Here is a 16,887-nt window from a genome sequence, read left to right as displayed (position 1 = left end):
GTTGATCTTTTAGCAATATGAATGAAAAAATGAAAAATATGTACATTTATGTTATAATTAATAAAAGTTTGTTTATGGAAAAATTAATTTAAGAAAGGAAAAAATAATGAATTTTAAGGAATTATATGATAAAGTAGTTAATTTAATATATGATAATAGACGAAATATAGTAAGAATTTCATTCTCAGCATTGACTTTATTACTTTTACTCATAGTTCTTTATTTTAGTAGTGATAATTTCAATATAAATAATGAAGTAAATACTTTAATTACATATATAGAAGATAGACAGTATACTATGGCTGAGAATTACTATGATGATATAGAAAAAGAATTTTCTGATTCTAAGATGAGTAGATTTAATAAAAAAGTATCTAAGAAATTATCTGCATTACTTATAAACAGTGCAGATATGTATATTAATGGTCAGGTGACAAAAGAACAATATATGGGACTTGTAAACATAGTTAATGCACTAAACACTATAAGTATTGACCCAGTAAATTTAATAGACATAGGAAAAAGGGTAGATGAAATGTATAAAGAAGAAAATATTACTTATGAATCAGCATCTTCATTTTTACAAATAACGTCTTCTTTAAGTGGTATTGACGAAGGATTAGATGAGTATAAACAACATATAAAATCTCTTTATGAATCAAGACAAATATATAAAGAAGGAACTAAAAATCAGTCTATAAAAAAATACCATGAAGCAATAGAGTCATACGATAAAGTGCTTAAAGAGGATGAAAAATATTATGCTTTGGCAGAAAACGCAAAGAAAGAAAGTATAAAAGTCATGTATAATTATTATATTAGCCAAGCTAAAAGTTTAGCAAATGAAGGAAAGTATGAGGAAGCATTGAAATATTTAAGTTACCTAAGTCCATACTATGATGAAGAGGAAATAAACGATTTAATAGAAGAATATAATAAATATGTTTCTAATTACACTATGACAAGTAACGATATTATAAGCTTAATATCAAGAAGAAGTAATGAAAGTAAAAATGATTTATCTGTAGTATCTTATTTACAAACTGTAAATGGAAAAAGGTATTACTATGGCGAAGTTACAAAAAATGATAAAGTTATAAATGAAGTATTAATTGACACTGAGACTAAGCAATTATATTCATATAAATCAAACAAAAAAGGTTATAATTGTAACTATAGCGATGCATACTTTAAAATAGACGAAGATAGTGGACAAATAATTTTTTCTGTAAATAAAGATGAGGCTAAATCATTATTAGAAGATAAGTTAGAAGAAAATGAAAAAGAATACAATAGTATAGAATTATTAGATGAAGATAAACAAGAAAAATATAGCAATGATGAAGTAAAAAATATGATAAACAGAAATGGTAATATATACTATTATTTTATGGTTAAGACAGGTTGGTTTAAACCTAAAGAAATATATATGGTTAATATTTATGACAAAACCATTTATAATTTAACAAAAGACAAAGTGCAACATGTTTAAACAGAAGTAATACAACAAGGAGACACATAATGAAGAATTTAAAAGGAATAAATCTAGCTATTATTATATTAAGTAGTATTTTAATTTTGACCTTCGGATTTGGTTATATACAAATTAATAACAATAAAATAGCTAAAAATACTTACATTAAAGATGTTAATGTAGGCAATCTAAGCAAGGAAGATGCAAAAAACAAAATATTAAGTGAATGTGAAATTGATACAATAACATTTAAATATAATGATAAAAAATGGGATGTTAATCCAAAGGATATAAATACAAATTACGATATAGATAAAACGGTAGACAATGCTTATGATGTTAATAGAAACAAAAATATTTTTTCAAATATAGTTGGCACGTTAAAATCTACTTTAGGTAATAAAAATTATATAAATTTAGTTGTTGATTGTGATGAAGCAAAATTAACTTCAGAGCTTGAAAAAATATCAAAAGAGATAAACGTAAACATGGAAAATGCAAATTTAAAAGTGTTCGATAATAATATTGAAGTTAGTGAAGAAAAAGCAGGATTACAAGTTGATATTAATTCTACGTTAACTAACTTAAAAAAATCTTTACAAGAAGGATTATTTGAAGAAAGTTTAGTTGTTACAAAAGTTGAACCTAAAATTAAAAAAGAAGATTTAAAAGATATAAATACTCTACTTGGAAGTTATCAAACAGTTTTATCTGATGTAAGTCCTGGCAGAATTGAAAATATTAAAATAGCAACAGAGAGAACAAGTGGTGTATTGTTAATGCCTGGAGAAGAGTTCTCTTATAACAAGCATACAGGATTAAGAACAGTTAAAAATGGATATAAAAATGCAACGGTAATTGTTAGTGGAGAAGCTGTACAAGGTGTAGGTGGTGGAGTATGCCAAGTTTCTACAACTTTATATAATGCAGTTTTATATGCAGGTCTTGATATAGTAAAGGTATCTAATCATTCTATACCATCAAGTTATGTAGATAAGGGTAGGGATGCTGTTGTATCTGATAGTGGATTAGATTTTGTTTTTAAGAATGATTATAATCAACCAATATATATTAAAAATTACTACAACAATGGAGTAATCACTTGCCATGTTTATGGAAACAATAAAAACAAACAAAATATAAAAATTAGTACAAGTATAGATAAGGTAACTAAAGCTCCAACTAAAGAAGAAAAAGATCCAACATTAGAAAGAGGAAAAGAAAAAATATTAGAACGAGGAAGAAACTCTTTTACAGTATCAACTTATAGAATCTATTATGATGAAAATGGAAAAGAAGTAAAAACAGAAAAGGTAGCAACTTCTTTTTATCCATCTAAGCAACAAGTTGTGGCAATAGGAACAAAAAAAGAGGAGAAATCTCCTGAAAAAGAAGAGAATAATTCTTCTACTAATGATAACTCTACTAATGATAATTCTGCTAATGATAAGGATGAAGATAATATTGGAGAAAGTAACACTACTACTGATAATGATAAGAAAGAGGAAAAGATACCTGTAGAGGAAGAGTAAATTATAGGCCTAGTATAGTCTAGGTCTTTTTATTTGCAAATTATATAATATATTTAAAAATAAAATTATACAAAATAACTGTAAGCGTAAAAGAATTTCTACCTATATTACAAGTAAAAGGTTAGCTAAAATATAAATATAAAATATTAAATATGGAGGCTAACCTTATGTATGTAAAAAATAGCCCAGATCAATGGGCTGAAATACTTGAAAAATTCAACTCATATGACGGTTCTGTCACAAATTTCTGTGAAGAAAATAAAATCTCTAAAAGTCAATTCTATTATCATAGAAAAAGAAAGGTTCAGCAACCTGTAGCATCTACTTTTTGTGAGGTGGAATTAGTTAAAGTAGCTACCCCAATAACTACTAAAGAAGTAGATACTCTTTCTAGTTATATAAAAATTGAAATAAACAATGTAACTATTCATATTCCACCTAGCGAAGCTACGCTTTTAACTACAATAATAAAGGAGCTTTCAAATTCATGTTAAATCTAAATGAAGTTGATAAAGTATATCTAGCATGTGGAGTAACAGATTTGAGAAAAAGCATTGATGGCTTAGTAATTGCAGTACAAAACCAATTAAAACTAGATCCTTTTGAAAAGGCATTATTTGTTTTTTGTAATAGACAACAAAATAGACTGAAAATCCTCCACTTTGACGAAGGATTTTGGTTATACTATCACAGAATTGAAAACAATAAATTAAAATGGCCTATGACTAAAGAAGAAGCATTAACAGTAAATAAAGAAGAATTAAGTTGGCTTCTTAAAGGATATGAAGTTAGAACATCTTCCAAATTTAAGCCTGTAATTCAGAAAAATACATACTAAATAGAATGATCAAAATACTCCTAAATAACTGAATTTTCAACGATTTTATAGTACAATTATATTATATTTAAGAATATAAGGGGTTATAATATGCAGGATATAGTTTTAGAAAAAGAATTGGATGAGAATACAAAAAAATTAATTACTAAAATGGAAAATGAGATTGAATCTAAAGATAAAGAAATAGATAGTTTGAAAAAAGAGGTAGAAATTTTAAAAGGTCATATTTTAAATAAAAATAAGAAGATATTTGGGAAATCTAGTGAGCAAGTAGATTCAAACCAATTATCTCTATTTAATGAGGCTGAAAAAGAAAGTGACTTAAAAGTAGCTGAGCCTGAAATAGAGGAAATAACTTATACTCGAAAAAAATCAACTTCAAATATAGGTAAAAAAGAGAATTTATCTAATTTAGAAGTAGTTGTAATAGAACATAGACTTGAGGAAGGCGAAGCCATTTGTAATGAATGTCATTCGACTTTAGTTGAGATAGGAAAAAAAGAAAAAGATATTCTAAAGTATGAACCCGCGAAACTTTATGTTGAAAAGCATATAACATACAGCTATGCTTGTAAATCATGTGAAGAAAAAACAGGAGAAGCAAATATAGTTTGTGCTAAAACACCAAAAACTTTTTTACATAAAAGCATGGCATCTAATGAAATAGTAGCTCATGCTATATGTCTTAAATATTTATATTCACTTCCATTATATAGACAAGAAAATTATTTCAAGATGTTAGGGGCTAATCTATCTAGGCAAACCTTGTCTAACTGGATAATAAGTTCTGCTAAGGAATTTCAAGTTGTATATGATTTAATGAAAGAGGAATTATTAAAATCAAATTATATACAAGCTGATGAAACGAGCTTGGTGGTAATTGATGCAAAGGGAAAAGAATCAAGATCTAAATGTTATATGTGGTTATATAAAACAGGAGGAAATGATAACTCTATTATTTTATATGAATATCAGAAAACTAGATCTAGTTCTTATCCAAAATCATTTTTGAATGGTTATTCTGGATTTCTTCAGACAGACGGATATAACGGATACAATAGCGTCAGTGATGCTAAACGACTTTATTGTTTAGCGCATATCCGAAGAAAATATTATGATATCGTATCAACCCTAAATAATGAAGCCTTGAAAAAATCACGTGCAATCATAGGGTTTAATTATTGTGAGGAAATATATAAATTAGAAAAAGACTTGAGAAAAGATTATGGTGAAGATGAAGATTTCTTCAAAATTAGATATAAATATAGAAAAGAAAAGTTATCATCCATTTTACATAAATTTGAAAAATATGTATCAGATGAAATTGAAGATGCATTGCCTAAAAGCCCGTTAGGGAAAGCTCTAGAATATAGTAAAAAAGTTTTACCTGGAATGAGAAGAGTACTTGAGGATGGAGCATTGGAAATAGATAATAATGCGGCTGAAAGGGCTATTAAGCCATTTGTAATTGGAAGGAAGAACTGGCTATTCGCTAATACTGGAAAAGGTGCAAAAGCAAGTGCTACTCTGTACAGTATTATTGAAACTGCTAAAAGCTACGATCTTGTTGCAGAAAAGTATCTGCTTTATTTGATGGATAATATGTCAAAACATGAAACATTAACAGAAGAAAAATTATTAGAGCTAATGCCTTGGTCGGCAACTCTGCCAGAAAATCTTAAAATAGAAAATAAATAATATAGAGGCAATAACTGATTTTAATACAATATCAGTTATTGCCTCTTATATTTCAAGGCGTTAAATCTTTTACGCTTACAAATAACTGTAGATACATAATTTTTTGACTTAATATAACAAATGTGATATCTTAGACTATATGAAATGTAAGGGAGGAGATTAAAATTTTAGGAGAAGAGATTAGAATAGACATAGATAATATGCCTAGAAAAATTTTAAATATAGACTTAATTGAAGAAAAAAATAGTGACTATACTTTTTTTGAGATAGATGAAGATGAAAATGAAAATAATGAAACTTTAAAGGCATTAAAACAGTCTTATGTTACATCAAATTATAAAGATGAAACCATACTTAATTTACAGCAGGAATTAAAATCTCATACGAATGTGCTGCCAAAGGAAATAAAACTAGAGTCTTTTAATAAGTACAATAATGCATTGGAGTTAGCACAAAAAAGTTATATAACAACAGCTATTAGATTGGTAGATGAAGCATTAAAACTTAATCCTAAAGATGAAGATATTTTGAACTTAAGAGGTCTTTTAAAATTATTAAAATGTGACTTTGCAAAAGCTTTTGAAAGTTTTTATACAGCTCAATGTTATGGAAATAACGAATTATCAAGAAAATATGTAGATAAATTATCTTCAAGAAAATTCAAAGTATTCTTAGAAAGGTATAATCACTCTATTAGATTTATCAATGAAGAAATGAATGAAGAGTCTATGGAAATATTTGATTCTTTAATATTAGAAGATCCTGAACTTATTGAACCATATGTAATATTAATATTATTATATGAGAAAATGGGTCAAACTAAAGAAAAGGAAGAATTATTAGATAGACTTAGATTTGTAGATGCAGATAATCATTTATTTGATAAAGATCATGATCCTATAAATGAAGAAGAATTTTCTGTGGCAGTAGTTAAAAAAGAAAATAAACAAATTGAAAAATTAAAAGAACATAAAAATATACTAAGCAAAAAGAAAAATATGGCTTACATTATAGTTGGATTATTAATAGTAGTTATAGGAGCTACAGCAATATACAGCAAGAATAAATTAGACAAGCTTCATGATGAATTAAGTAAGAAGCAGGACGCAATTACTGAAAAAGAAAATGAGTTAAGTACTAAAGATGAGGAATTAGAAAAGAAAGAAAATGAAATATCTAAAAAAGAAGAAGATTTAGAAAAAACAAATAGTGAACTGGATGATGCAAAACAAAAGGCAGAAGATGCTAAATTAATAAAGCAAGGTGAAGACGCTTTATTTATGAAGGGGATTTCATATAAAAATGCTGGAGATTATAAAAATGCTTTAAAATATTTTAAATTGGCAATTGAAAACAGTAAAAATGGAACTTTTAAATCGTCATCTATTTATCAATCAGGTTTATGCTATGAAAAATTAAACAAAGATAATGAAGCTATATCTTATTATCAACGATATGTTAACACATTTAATAAATCCTATGAATATTTTGATGATTCTTATTATAGAATGGGAATGTTATACTATGAAAATAATCAATTGCAAAAATCAAAGGATTCCTTCTATTCATTAAGATATGAAGATCCAGATAGTAGTTACCTTGTAACGGAAAAAGTAAAAAATATTTTGAAAAAATAATAAGATATAGAAAGATATAGGTTAAAATTATTTAATCTATATCTTTTTTAGTTGATATGGTATTTTTTATTTTAGTATATGTAAGTTGAAAAAATAATAAGATATAGTAAAGATTATTATTTTTAGGAGAGATTGGATGAGTAGGGAGTTGATTTTGCCAATACTAAGAGATGGTAAGTATGGGTTTATTGATAGTGAGTATAATATGGCTATTAAGCCCAAATATAACTATGTTTCTAGTCGGTTTAAAGAAGGCTACTGCATTGTTACTTATATAAAAAAAATAAGAAATAATACAAAGTGGGTTTTTGGATATATAGATAATAAAGGAGTTACAAATTTCTTTTTGCAGCTTGAAAGCGCAAATTATTTTTGTGATGGGTTATCAAAAATTAGAATAGATGGCAAGTATGGATTTTTTAATGTTAATTTGGAACAGGAGATAAAACCTTTATATAGGGCAGCTTTAAACTTTAATGAAGGACTTTGTGGAGTTCGATTAAATAAAAAGTGGGGATATATAAATAATCAAGGAGCTATGGTTATAGATCCTATTTTTTCTTATGTAAATAACTTTTATGATGAAAGAGCATTAGTAGAAATTAAAAATAGATATAGTTATATTGATAAAAGTGGGAACATAATAATAGATGGAGATTTTATTATGGGGTCTGACTTTTCAGAAAATTTAGCTAGTGTTAGAAAAGATAATAAGTGGGGATATATAGATAAAAATGGAAAATTAGTAATTGACTATTTATATGATAAAGCAAAAAGCTTTAAAGAAGGTTTGGCTCCTGTATGCATTGATAATAAATGGGGATATATAGATAAATTAGGCAAATTAGTTATTGATACAAAATTTGATTATGCATATAGTTTTAATGAAGGATTAGCAAGGGTAAATGTAAAAAAAGGACATTTTTCACAAGGATATTGGGGCTTTATCAATAAAGAGGGAGAAATGGCAATTCAACCTGTGTTTAAATCTGTATCTGATTTTTTAGAAGGATATGCTCAAATTAATGAAAGTAAAAATAACTATATTGATAAAAATGGAAAATTTATTATAAATGGAGCTATGAAATAAATATGAGAAATAGAGGATTTGTAACCCTAATGGATTGAATGCGAAATTTCCCTTTGAAAAAAAAATGAAATAAATCATGCATGATTAGAAGAAATATGATAATATATTAATGTAAAAAACAAGAAATATGTTTATTATAATTCGTTTTATTTATTTGGAGGGAGTTTTATGAGTAAGGTCAATACAATGGAGCAAGATAATATTTATGTAAGGTACTCAATAATAATAGTGGGTATTACAATTATGTCCATTGGTGTAAATGGTTTCTTAAGACAGGCACATTTGTTAAGTGGAGGAGTAGCTGGTGTATCAACAGCAATTAATTATTTATCTAATATAAATGTTGGATTTATTACGTTCCTTATTAATTTACCTATTTTTATTCTAGGATTTATATTTTTAGAAAAAGATTTTTTAATTACAAGTTTGATTAATATGATACTTTTTTCTATAATTATTGGTATAACACAAGAAGTAGGAAATATTATTCCCATTGATGATATACTACTACAAAGTGTTTATGGTGGAATATTATGTGGAATTGGTAATGGATTAGTATTTAGAACAAAATCATCTCTTGGAGGAACAGATATAATAGGAGCAATATTAAAGAATAAATTAAATATTGCAATGAAAACTACTAGTTTCGGAATAAATTTAGCAATTGTATCTGTAAGTTCTTTATTGTTTGGATTAAATTTAGCCTTATATACTTTAATTGCAATGTTTATAAATGCTCAAGTTATGAGTTATATAAAAGATGCATTAAATGATGAAAAAGCAGTTATGGTATTTTCTAATAACTCAGAACCTATAGCGGCTGAGATTATGGAGAATTTAGTTAGAGGAGTAACATTTTTAGAAGCAGAAGGTGGATATACTCATGAAAAGAAAAAAATTATTTATTGTGTAGTTTTATCTAGAGAAATTCCAAAAATAAAAGAAATAGCATTAAAATATGATGATAGAGCTTTTATTTCAGTTAATGATATAAATGAAGTTAAGGGTAAGGGATTTAAAGAAAAGTACTTATAAAGTAAAGCCAGACTATGTTCTGGCTTTTATTAATTTACAATAAAAATAGAAATTTTTATATACAGTTTATATTATAATCTGTATAAGAATTAATAAAATACGTATATATACAATTATAAAACTAAGTAAGTATGGAAAAAAAAATTCTATTACTTTATAATAATATATAAGAAATGCCATAGAGAAAATGGGGGATGAAGATGAGTATATCGAAAGATTTTGTTAACATATATAAAGATTATTTAAGAGAAATTAATACCTATAAAAAAACAATTAAATCAGTTGAAAGTATGAAAAGAAAAGTAGAAAAAAAACAAGCAATAGCAACTGAGGAAGAAATGTATTTAGTAGAAAAAGAAGAATTGAATAAAGAAGACGAGTTTTCATGTAGCAAGGATAAGATTTACTATTTTTCAAATGGAGACAAGTACATAGGAAAAATAGAGAAAAATGAATTACATGGTAGAGGCTATTATATAATGTATGAGGACGGTAAAGTCATCATGGAATATATGGGCCAATTTGAAAACAACTTAAGAGAAGGTATTGGTGAATGCAAGTTTGAAAATGGTAACCTATACTTAGGAAATTTCAAAAATGACTTAATGAATGGAGTAGGTCAAATGAGCTATTCTAATGGAGATGAGTATATAGGTGAATGGAAAGAAGGAAAAAAACATGGAATAGGTATATTTACGTGGAGTGACAACGTAAGATACAATGGAGAGTTTAAAGAAGGAAAGATAGATGGTGAAGGCCAATGTTTTGATTGTAGTGGAAATCTTATTTATGAGGGACAATGGAAAAATAACCTAATACATGGATTAGGGACTTATATTTGGAGTGAAGATAAAAAATACGAGGGAGAATTCGTACATGGAAAAAAACATGGACAAGGTACTTTTTATTTAAATGGAGAACTAATTTATGAAGGAACATGGAAATTTGACAAGCCTTCTGTTTTTGGAAGAAGTTTAGACGAATTATTTTGTGTTAAATTATAGCTTTATCTTAAGATAAAGCTTTTTTTATACTAAGGAGCTTGTTTTTTATTTCATTTTAATTTGAAGGGGTGATATTTTGAAAAAAATAATATCTATATTTCTAGTAATATTTCTAGTATTTTTTTATAATGAAGGTTATTTTATGGAAATTAGAAATACAATACAAGAAAAATTTTTAAAAAAAGACTTAGAAATAAGTATTGAAGATGATGATAATAAAGAAACTGCTACAACAAACGTTTATAACTTTAAACAAATTAAAATAGGTGATTCAAGAGATTCTGTTATAAAAAAAATAAATCAGCCAAATAGAATAGATAAATGTGAATATAATTTTAATTGGTATGTTTACAATACATATAAAGAAAATTTTGTGATGATAGGAATAAAGAATAATAAAGTAGTAGCTTTATTTACAAATAATATTGATTCTTGCGAAAATGAAGGTATTTATATTAACAAAGATATAAAATATATAAAAGAAAATTATAAAATATTAAAGTATAAAAATAAGGGAAATATAAAATATGAAATATTCTCTAATGATGAGTATAGTGTTATATATAAAAATAAAAAGTATATTACAGTATTATATGATAAGTTTAATAAAAATAAAATTTGTGCTTATCAAATAATTGAAAAATCTTGTGAAGATGAAATAAAAGATATATATGCTCGAGAAGATAAAGATATAGAAAAAAGTTTTATGTACCAAATAATGGACCTAGTAAATAGTACACGATATAAAAATGATTTGAATGGATTAGTTTATGATGAAAAAGCAAGTATATGTGCTAGAAAACATAGTGAAGATATGAAAAAAAATGATTTTTTTGATCATATAAATTTAAACAATGAAACTCCCTTTGATAGAATGGAAAAAGAAGGTATTACTTACTTAAGCGCAGGAGAGAATATTGCGGCTGGTCAAACAAGTGCCATATTTGTTCATAATGGATGGATGAACTCAGAGGGTCATAGAAAAAATATTTTGGGGAATTATAAATATATCGGTGTAGGAGTTGTATTTGGAGGAAAATATAAGACTTACTACACAGAAAACTTTTTTGGTTAATACAAGGAAGGACGTAAGATTATAATGACATCTAAAGTTAAAAGAATTTTATTGTTTATGATAACATTGTTTATTATAATTCTCAACTATCAAGGTGTATCTTCATTGGTAGAAAACAACGACATATTTTTCAAAAATGGTTCGCGAGAAGAAAAAATAATAGCATTAACCTTTGATGATGGACCACATCCAAAAGAAACACACGAAATTTTAGATGTACTAGATAAGTACAAAGTTAAAGGAACCTTTTTTGTGGTAGGGAAGCATGCTAATTGGTATAGTCATCCTTTAATAAGAGCAGCTAAAGAAGGACATGAAATAGGTAATCATACCTTTTCACATCCTGATATTAGCAATTTAAGTAGTGAAGATATAAAAAGAGAAATAAAAGAATGTGAAGATACATTAGTAAAATTAACAGGAAAGAACCCCACTTTATTTAGACCTCCATATGGAAGTTATAGTGAAAAAAAATTAGGCGAAATTGCAAAGGAATGTGGATACAAAATAATACTTTGGACTACTATAGATGCTAAAGATTGGAAAAATCCACCTTCATCACAAATTTCTGATATTATAATAAACAAAGCTCAAAATGGAGACATAATTTTGCTTCATGATTATGGAACAGAGAACACGGTAAAAGCATTAGATACGATAATACCTGAAATGATGAAAAAAGGATACAAATTTGTTACTGTATCAGAATTAATTGATAAATAAAATTCAATGAGATAGTATTACAATAACTAAAAGGATTTGGTTAAATGTATAATAAAGTGTATGAAAAAAAAGAGTTTATCATTTTTCAAGTAAAAAATGGTTATATTGCTTATAATACGAAAAAAACATTTAAAGATGGACATACTCACCTTAGGTGTTTTGAAAGTGCCAAAACTGCCATTGACTTAGTTATAAGAAAAAAAGTACCAAGAAGTACTGATTCATACTACCTTAGGAGTCTTATTAGATTAAGCCAAGATACTGCTTATATTTCAAAAATAAAAGAACTAATTAAATATAGAAAAGAAAAACTAAATATACCCAATTATCATAAAAATACAGTGAAAATATTTAAAAGGAGCATTTAGCTCCTTTTTTTTACGTGTGCCCAGCATGGGCAACAACTTGACGGTGAAAGTCCGTTGCGGGCTTGATAGTGGGAACCGCTAGCTAATGGCAAGGGTGTCCATCGTGAGGTGGAATCTGAAGGAAGCCTACGGCAAAGTCTTGGTCTGAGGAACACGAACTACATATGAGGCTATTGGAAACGGACGAGTTTGCGTAACAAGACAAAGTCCAACACTATCCAAAATTTCTAATAGTAAATGTAGCAGATATATGAGATGAAGGTTGTTGCTCTTACCTGGGGAGGTCTGATAGATATATCATTAATAGAGGATGAACTTCCTAGATGATAACCTACATAGTGATATGTAATTGAACTATCAGAAGTCAGCAGACGTCATAGTACTATTGACTGCGCAATCAATAGGAAGGACTGAACATTAAGGAGGTTTTCAACTTTGGATAAATTGAAGAACGTGGATAAAGTGCAGACAACTGAATATTCAGGCTACCGTGTGGAAGTAAAGTTGGAAACTGGAAATAAACATGGAGTGCATAGCGTAGCTTCGGTATTACCGAAGGTAGAAATAGAGAACCGTGCAAAAATATCTACTAATAATTTACTCGATAAAATCTTAGCAAAAGATAATATGTATCGTGCTATGCAACGAGTAATCAAGAATAAAGGTAGTCACGGTGTTGATGGAATAAAGACTGATGAACTTCACGACTATTGCAAAAAGCACTGGACTACAATGAAATCTAAATTATTAGATGGAACATACAAGCCATCACCTGTTAGAAGGGTAGAAATACCTAAACCTAACGGTGGGACTAGGATGCTTGGAATTCCAACAGTAGTAGATAGAATGATACAACAAGCAATAGCACAAGCGTTGACATTTGTATATGAACCAATTTTCTCTAATAGTAGTTATGGTTTTAGACCAAACAGAAGTCAGCATCAAGCAATAAAGAAATCCTTAGAATATATAAATGAAGGATATAAATGGGTAGTAGATATGGATTTAGAGAAATTCTTTGATAAAGTAAATCATGACATTTTAATTGATAGATTATCAAGACAAATTAAAGATAAAAGAGTATTAGACTTAATAAGGAAATATCTTAAAAGTGGAATAATGTTAAATGGAGTTATCGTATCAAATGAAGAAGGAACTCCCCAAGGAGGACCATTAAGTCCGCTTCTATCAAATATAATGCTTGATGAGGTTGATAAAGAATTAGAAAGAAGAGGTCATAAATTCTGTAGATTCGCAGATGACTGTAATATCTACGTTAAAAGTAGAAAAGCAGGGTTAAGAGTTTTAAACAGTATTAAGAAATTAATTGAAAATGAATTAAAACTTAAAATAAATGAAAAGAAAAGTGCCGTTGACTTAGTTAGTCGCAGAAAATTTCTAGGATTTTCATTCTATTTTACAAAGGGCGGCGCCCAAATAAGGATACATGAAAGCTCATATAATAAACTAAAATCTAAAGTAATAGAAATTACAAATAGAAATAAAGGAATAGATATGGGATGGAGAATGTTGAAACTTAATCAACTTATGATAGGTTGGATTAATTACTTTGGCATAGCGAAAGCTAAAGGCAATATACAAAATATTGAAAAATGGATTAGGCGAAGACTTAGAGCATGTATCTGGAAACAATGGAAATTACCAAGGACGAAGTGTAAGAATCTTGTTAAACTTGGAATGGATAAATATAAGGCCTACCAATATTCAAATACAAGAAAAGGCTACTGGAGAATATCCGGTAGCCCAATCCTATCAAAAACACTTACAAATAAATACCTAGAAGAAATAGGATATATGAGTATTTCCAAGAGATATTTAAAAGTGCATGGAACTTAATGAACCGCCGTGTACCGAACGGTACGCACGGTGGTGTGAGAGGACGCTAAATAAAATAATTATTTAGCTCCTACTCGATTTTATATCCAAATATAATTATTTATTTTACATAATGGAACAAATTTTTCAAAAATAACATATAGTATATCAAGGATAAATTAAAAAACAATCCTTAGTGAGAGGTGAAATATATGGGTCAAGAAAAGTATGAATGTTACTGTAAAGATAAAAGTTATAAAGAAAATTGCCACTATGAAAAGAGATGTCATTATGAAGAAGATCATAATAAACATTGTAATGGAGGATCGTGTATGCGCAGACGTTGTTGTAAATGTGGATGTCATTGCAAGATGATTTATTTCAAAAAATACAATGGATGCTGTAAATTTATTTATAAATGTCAATGTGGATACTGTTTTGAATATATATGTGATAGTAATCATAATTGTTGTTATGAAAGAGAGTGCTGCTGCTTAGACAAGAAAAACACAATTAAAATTAAAATTTGTTTTGAAGACAAGACTTGTCATAAGAAAAATACTTGTAATAATAATTGGTGTAAGAAAAATAAATGTTGTAAATGTAAATAATACAAAGTGATTTAAGCAATAGAAAATTTTATTCAATTTTTATAGTAACTAATAGGTACTCTCATGATAGTAAATGAATACTTTCATGAGAGTTTTTCTTATGTCTTATTAGGAATTAAAAAAAATATAAAACATATATTTAATTAGAATAATTCTTTTAGAGATAACATTAAAAGGTAGGTGAAAGTTAATATATTTATGAAAAAATTAAATCCATCCTTTATTCCTAAATTCAAAAATAAACTAGATAAATTACCTGTTTTTGTACCATCTTTTTATAAAAGTGAAGATAAAATAAATTATCATTATAGCGTAGATGCCTGTGAATTTTATCAACAAATGTTACCAGAAGGCTTTAATAAAACGAAGGTATGGGGTTTTGGAGGACTTTGTAAAGATGAAAAAAGTAAGAATATTAAATATGTAAAGCATTCACCAGGACCTACATTTGAAGTGGATAGAAATGTTAATACAAACATACAATGGAATAATAAAATATTAGGAGAATACATGTTTAAAATTGATAAGACACTGGCTTGGCCTAATCCTAATAATATAGCACCGAATAATTTAGAGGATGATTCTAAAGAAGGCCAGTGGCCACCTACTTTAGTAATGCATGTTCATGGAATGTGTGCCCCTCCGATTTACGATGGCCATCCTAAAGCTTGGTATACAGCAACAGGGATTAAGGGGCCGACTTATTCTACTAATTATTATAAATATACAAATGAGCAAAGAAGTGCTATGCTTTGGTACTATGAACAAAGTCCCGGAGTATCAAGGTATTCAGTCTACTCAGGATTATGTGGGTTATATTTTATAAAAGACGAAAAGTATGATTTGCCAAAGGATGAGTATCATATTCCTTTAATCATTCAGGATAAGTCCTTTTATGAAGATGGTTCTCTTCTTTATGATGATGAAAAAACTAATTCAAACCATCCTTATTGGAAAGAAAAATTTTATGGTGATACTATTTTAGTTAATGGAAAAGTATGGCCTAATTTAAATGTAAAAAACCAATTATATAGAGTTAATATAATTAATAGTTCTAATAGTAGACCGTATAAAATAGCTTTATCTGATAATAGTAATATGATACAAATCGGTAATGATGGTGGATATATTGATAAACTTCAAGAATTGTTATATTTTGTATTATATCCAGGAGAAAGAATTGACTTACTTATAGATTTTTCTAAATATAAAGAAAATGATAAGATTATAATGAAAAATTTATTCTCTTTAGATGAATGTCAAGATATTATGTCATTTACAATTACAAATATTAGTAGAAGAATAGAGTATCATATACCTATAAATTTTATAAAATATCCCCCTATGAAAATTAACACTAATAAAATTTCAACCTTTCTTTATGAACGAAAAAGGGGAGAATGTAAAGACGGATATTTTATAAACAATGAGACATACCTAAACCCTCCAGATATTATCATGAAAGTAGGTGCAACTTTTTTATGGGAATTTATAAACTTATGTGATGATGATGTATGTTTACACATACATTTAGCTAATTTTCAAATTGTAGAAAGACAAAAAATTAATAAAGATAAATGCAAAGAAATATATGAAAAAAATAAACCATTAAAATCTATTGATGTAGATGAAATTTGTGAAGGACTAGCAGTATCTCCTGAAAGGTATGAAATAGGATTTAAAGATACCCTACATTGTCCACCATCTTGTATCACTAGAATAATCATTAGATATGCACCAACTTATATAATGGATGAAGTTAATATAGGGGAAAATTATTTTTCCTTTAATACAAGTAATGGTCCAGAGTATATTGTAAATTCTCAAATTTTAGAGCAAAAGGATAATTACTTAATTAGGCCACAAATTGTAATTTCAGAAGAATAAAATAGAACCCAGATTAATAGGTGCATATATGTATTTGTATTTTAAGGAGGATTTAAATGAATTTTAAAATTATTCACTT

15 protein-coding genes are annotated in these 16,887 nt (G+C 27.3%); all 15 read left to right on the top strand.

From position 1 onward, the window contains the following. The first annotated feature begins 106 nt into the window (after nucleotides 1–106). The 15 genes from TVTCOM_RS12535 to TVTCOM_RS12465 all read left to right on the top strand — a co-directional run bounded on the left by TVTCOM_RS12535 (nucleotide 107) and on the right by TVTCOM_RS12465 (nucleotide 16,808). Entirely contained in the window at nucleotides 107–1,492 is a 1,386-nt protein-coding gene (locus TVTCOM_RS12535; protein WP_434796608.1) for a UbiD family decarboxylase, read from the top strand. Nucleotides 1,493–1,521: 29 nt separating this feature from the next. Continuing rightward, nucleotides 1,522–3,006, top strand: a complete 1,485-nt coding sequence (locus TVTCOM_RS12530; protein WP_434796607.1) for a VanW family protein — start codon at nucleotides 1,522–1,524, stop codon at nucleotides 3,004–3,006. A 167-nt stretch (nucleotides 3,007–3,173) separates the two neighbouring features. Then, the gene (gene tnpA, locus TVTCOM_RS12525) at nucleotides 3,174–3,500 is read left to right on the top strand and encodes an IS66 family insertion sequence element accessory protein TnpA (RefSeq protein WP_434796257.1); all 327 of its coding nucleotides are present in this window, start codon (nucleotides 3,174–3,176) and stop codon (nucleotides 3,498–3,500) included. Beyond that, nucleotides 3,494–3,844, top strand: a complete 351-nt coding sequence (gene tnpB / locus TVTCOM_RS12520) for an IS66 family insertion sequence element accessory protein TnpB (protein ID WP_434796258.1) — start codon at nucleotides 3,494–3,496, stop codon at nucleotides 3,842–3,844. The genes tnpA and tnpB overlap by 7 nt, the downstream gene beginning before the upstream one ends. Nucleotides 3,845–3,934: 90 nt before the next feature. After that, entirely contained in the window at nucleotides 3,935–5,542 is a 1,608-nt protein-coding gene (gene tnpC / locus TVTCOM_RS12515; protein WP_434796259.1) for an IS66 family transposase, read from the top strand. A gap of 200 nt (nucleotides 5,543–5,742) precedes the next feature. Then, complete coding sequence (locus tag TVTCOM_RS12510; protein WP_434796606.1) at nucleotides 5,743–7,179, top strand: tetratricopeptide repeat protein; 1,437 nt, start codon at nucleotides 5,743–5,745, stop codon at nucleotides 7,177–7,179. A gap of 136 nt (nucleotides 7,180–7,315) precedes the next feature. Next, complete coding sequence (locus tag TVTCOM_RS12505; protein WP_434796605.1) at nucleotides 7,316–8,269, top strand: WG repeat-containing protein; 954 nt, start codon at nucleotides 7,316–7,318, stop codon at nucleotides 8,267–8,269. A 168-nt stretch (nucleotides 8,270–8,437) separates the two neighbouring features. Beyond that, nucleotides 8,438–9,304 (top strand): YitT family protein, encoded by an 867-nt coding sequence (locus tag TVTCOM_RS12500; protein WP_434796604.1) that lies wholly within the window; start codon nucleotides 8,438–8,440, stop codon nucleotides 9,302–9,304. Between the two features lie 200 nt (nucleotides 9,305–9,504). Beyond that, complete coding sequence (locus tag TVTCOM_RS12495) at nucleotides 9,505–10,308, top strand: MORN repeat-containing protein (RefSeq protein ID WP_434796603.1); 804 nt, start codon at nucleotides 9,505–9,507, stop codon at nucleotides 10,306–10,308. A gap of 76 nt (nucleotides 10,309–10,384) precedes the next feature. After that, nucleotides 10,385–11,383: a CAP-associated domain-containing protein gene (locus tag TVTCOM_RS12490; protein WP_434796602.1), complete on the top strand. Its 999-nt coding sequence runs from the start codon at nucleotides 10,385–10,387 to the stop codon at nucleotides 11,381–11,383. Nucleotides 11,384–11,407: 24 nt separating this feature from the next. Beyond that, nucleotides 11,408–12,106 carry a polysaccharide deacetylase family protein gene (locus TVTCOM_RS12485; protein ID WP_434796601.1) on the top strand — a complete coding sequence of 233 codons (699 nt, stop codon included), beginning with the start codon at nucleotides 11,408–11,410 and terminating at the stop codon, nucleotides 12,104–12,106. 44 nt (nucleotides 12,107–12,150) lie between these two features. After that, nucleotides 12,151–12,474 (top strand): hypothetical protein, encoded by a 324-nt coding sequence (locus TVTCOM_RS12480; RefSeq protein WP_434796600.1) that lies wholly within the window; start codon nucleotides 12,151–12,153, stop codon nucleotides 12,472–12,474. A 435-nt stretch (nucleotides 12,475–12,909) separates the two neighbouring features. Further along, nucleotides 12,910–14,331, top strand: a complete 1,422-nt coding sequence (gene ltrA / locus TVTCOM_RS12475; protein ID WP_228110198.1) for a group II intron reverse transcriptase/maturase — start codon at nucleotides 12,910–12,912, stop codon at nucleotides 14,329–14,331. A 311-nt stretch (nucleotides 14,332–14,642) separates the two neighbouring features. Beyond that, nucleotides 14,643–14,921 carry a hypothetical protein gene (locus TVTCOM_RS12470; protein WP_434796599.1) on the top strand — a complete coding sequence of 93 codons (279 nt, stop codon included), beginning with the start codon at nucleotides 14,643–14,645 and terminating at the stop codon, nucleotides 14,919–14,921. A 198-nt stretch (nucleotides 14,922–15,119) separates the two neighbouring features. Continuing rightward, entirely contained in the window at nucleotides 15,120–16,808 is a 1,689-nt protein-coding gene (locus TVTCOM_RS12465; RefSeq protein WP_434796598.1) for a hypothetical protein, read from the top strand. Nucleotides 16,809–16,887: the final 79 nt, after the last annotated feature.

Origin of the sequence: Terrisporobacter vanillatitrophus, from assembly GCF_051148895.1 — a bacterium.
GTDB lineage: Bacteria > Bacillota > Clostridia > Peptostreptococcales > Peptostreptococcaceae > Terrisporobacter > Terrisporobacter vanillatitrophus.
Note: the sequence above shows the minus strand (reverse complement) of the source record. Positions and strands in the feature narration are given on the sequence as shown.

Excerpts from the sequence above, each read along its gene's own strand:
- TVTCOM_RS12535 (WP_434796608.1), top strand. The coding sequence starts at position 107 with ATGAATTTTAAGGAATTATATGATAAAGTAGTTAATTTAATATATGAT.
- TVTCOM_RS12465 (WP_434796598.1), top strand. The coding sequence starts at position 15,120 with ATGAAAAAATTAAATCCATCCTTTATTCCTAAATTCAAAAATAAACTA.
- TVTCOM_RS12480 (WP_434796600.1), top strand. The coding sequence starts at position 12,151 with ATGTATAATAAAGTGTATGAAAAAAAAGAGTTTATCATTTTTCAAGTA.
- TVTCOM_RS12510 (WP_434796606.1), top strand. The coding sequence starts at position 5,743 with ATGCCTAGAAAAATTTTAAATATAGACTTAATTGAAGAAAAAAATAGT.
- tnpC (WP_434796259.1), top strand. The coding sequence starts at position 3,935 with ATGCAGGATATAGTTTTAGAAAAAGAATTGGATGAGAATACAAAAAAA.
- TVTCOM_RS12500 (WP_434796604.1), top strand. The coding sequence starts at position 8,438 with ATGAGTAAGGTCAATACAATGGAGCAAGATAATATTTATGTAAGGTAC.
- tnpB (WP_434796258.1), top strand. The coding sequence starts at position 3,494 with ATGTTAAATCTAAATGAAGTTGATAAAGTATATCTAGCATGTGGAGTA.
- TVTCOM_RS12470 (WP_434796599.1), top strand. The coding sequence starts at position 14,643 with ATGCGCAGACGTTGTTGTAAATGTGGATGTCATTGCAAGATGATTTAT.
- tnpA (WP_434796257.1), top strand. The coding sequence starts at position 3,174 with ATGTATGTAAAAAATAGCCCAGATCAATGGGCTGAAATACTTGAAAAA.
- TVTCOM_RS12505 (WP_434796605.1), top strand. The coding sequence starts at position 7,316 with ATGAGTAGGGAGTTGATTTTGCCAATACTAAGAGATGGTAAGTATGGG.
- TVTCOM_RS12485 (WP_434796601.1), top strand. The coding sequence starts at position 11,408 with ATGACATCTAAAGTTAAAAGAATTTTATTGTTTATGATAACATTGTTT.
- TVTCOM_RS12495 (WP_434796603.1), top strand. The coding sequence starts at position 9,505 with ATGAGTATATCGAAAGATTTTGTTAACATATATAAAGATTATTTAAGA.
- TVTCOM_RS12530 (WP_434796607.1), top strand. The coding sequence starts at position 1,522 with ATGAAGAATTTAAAAGGAATAAATCTAGCTATTATTATATTAAGTAGT.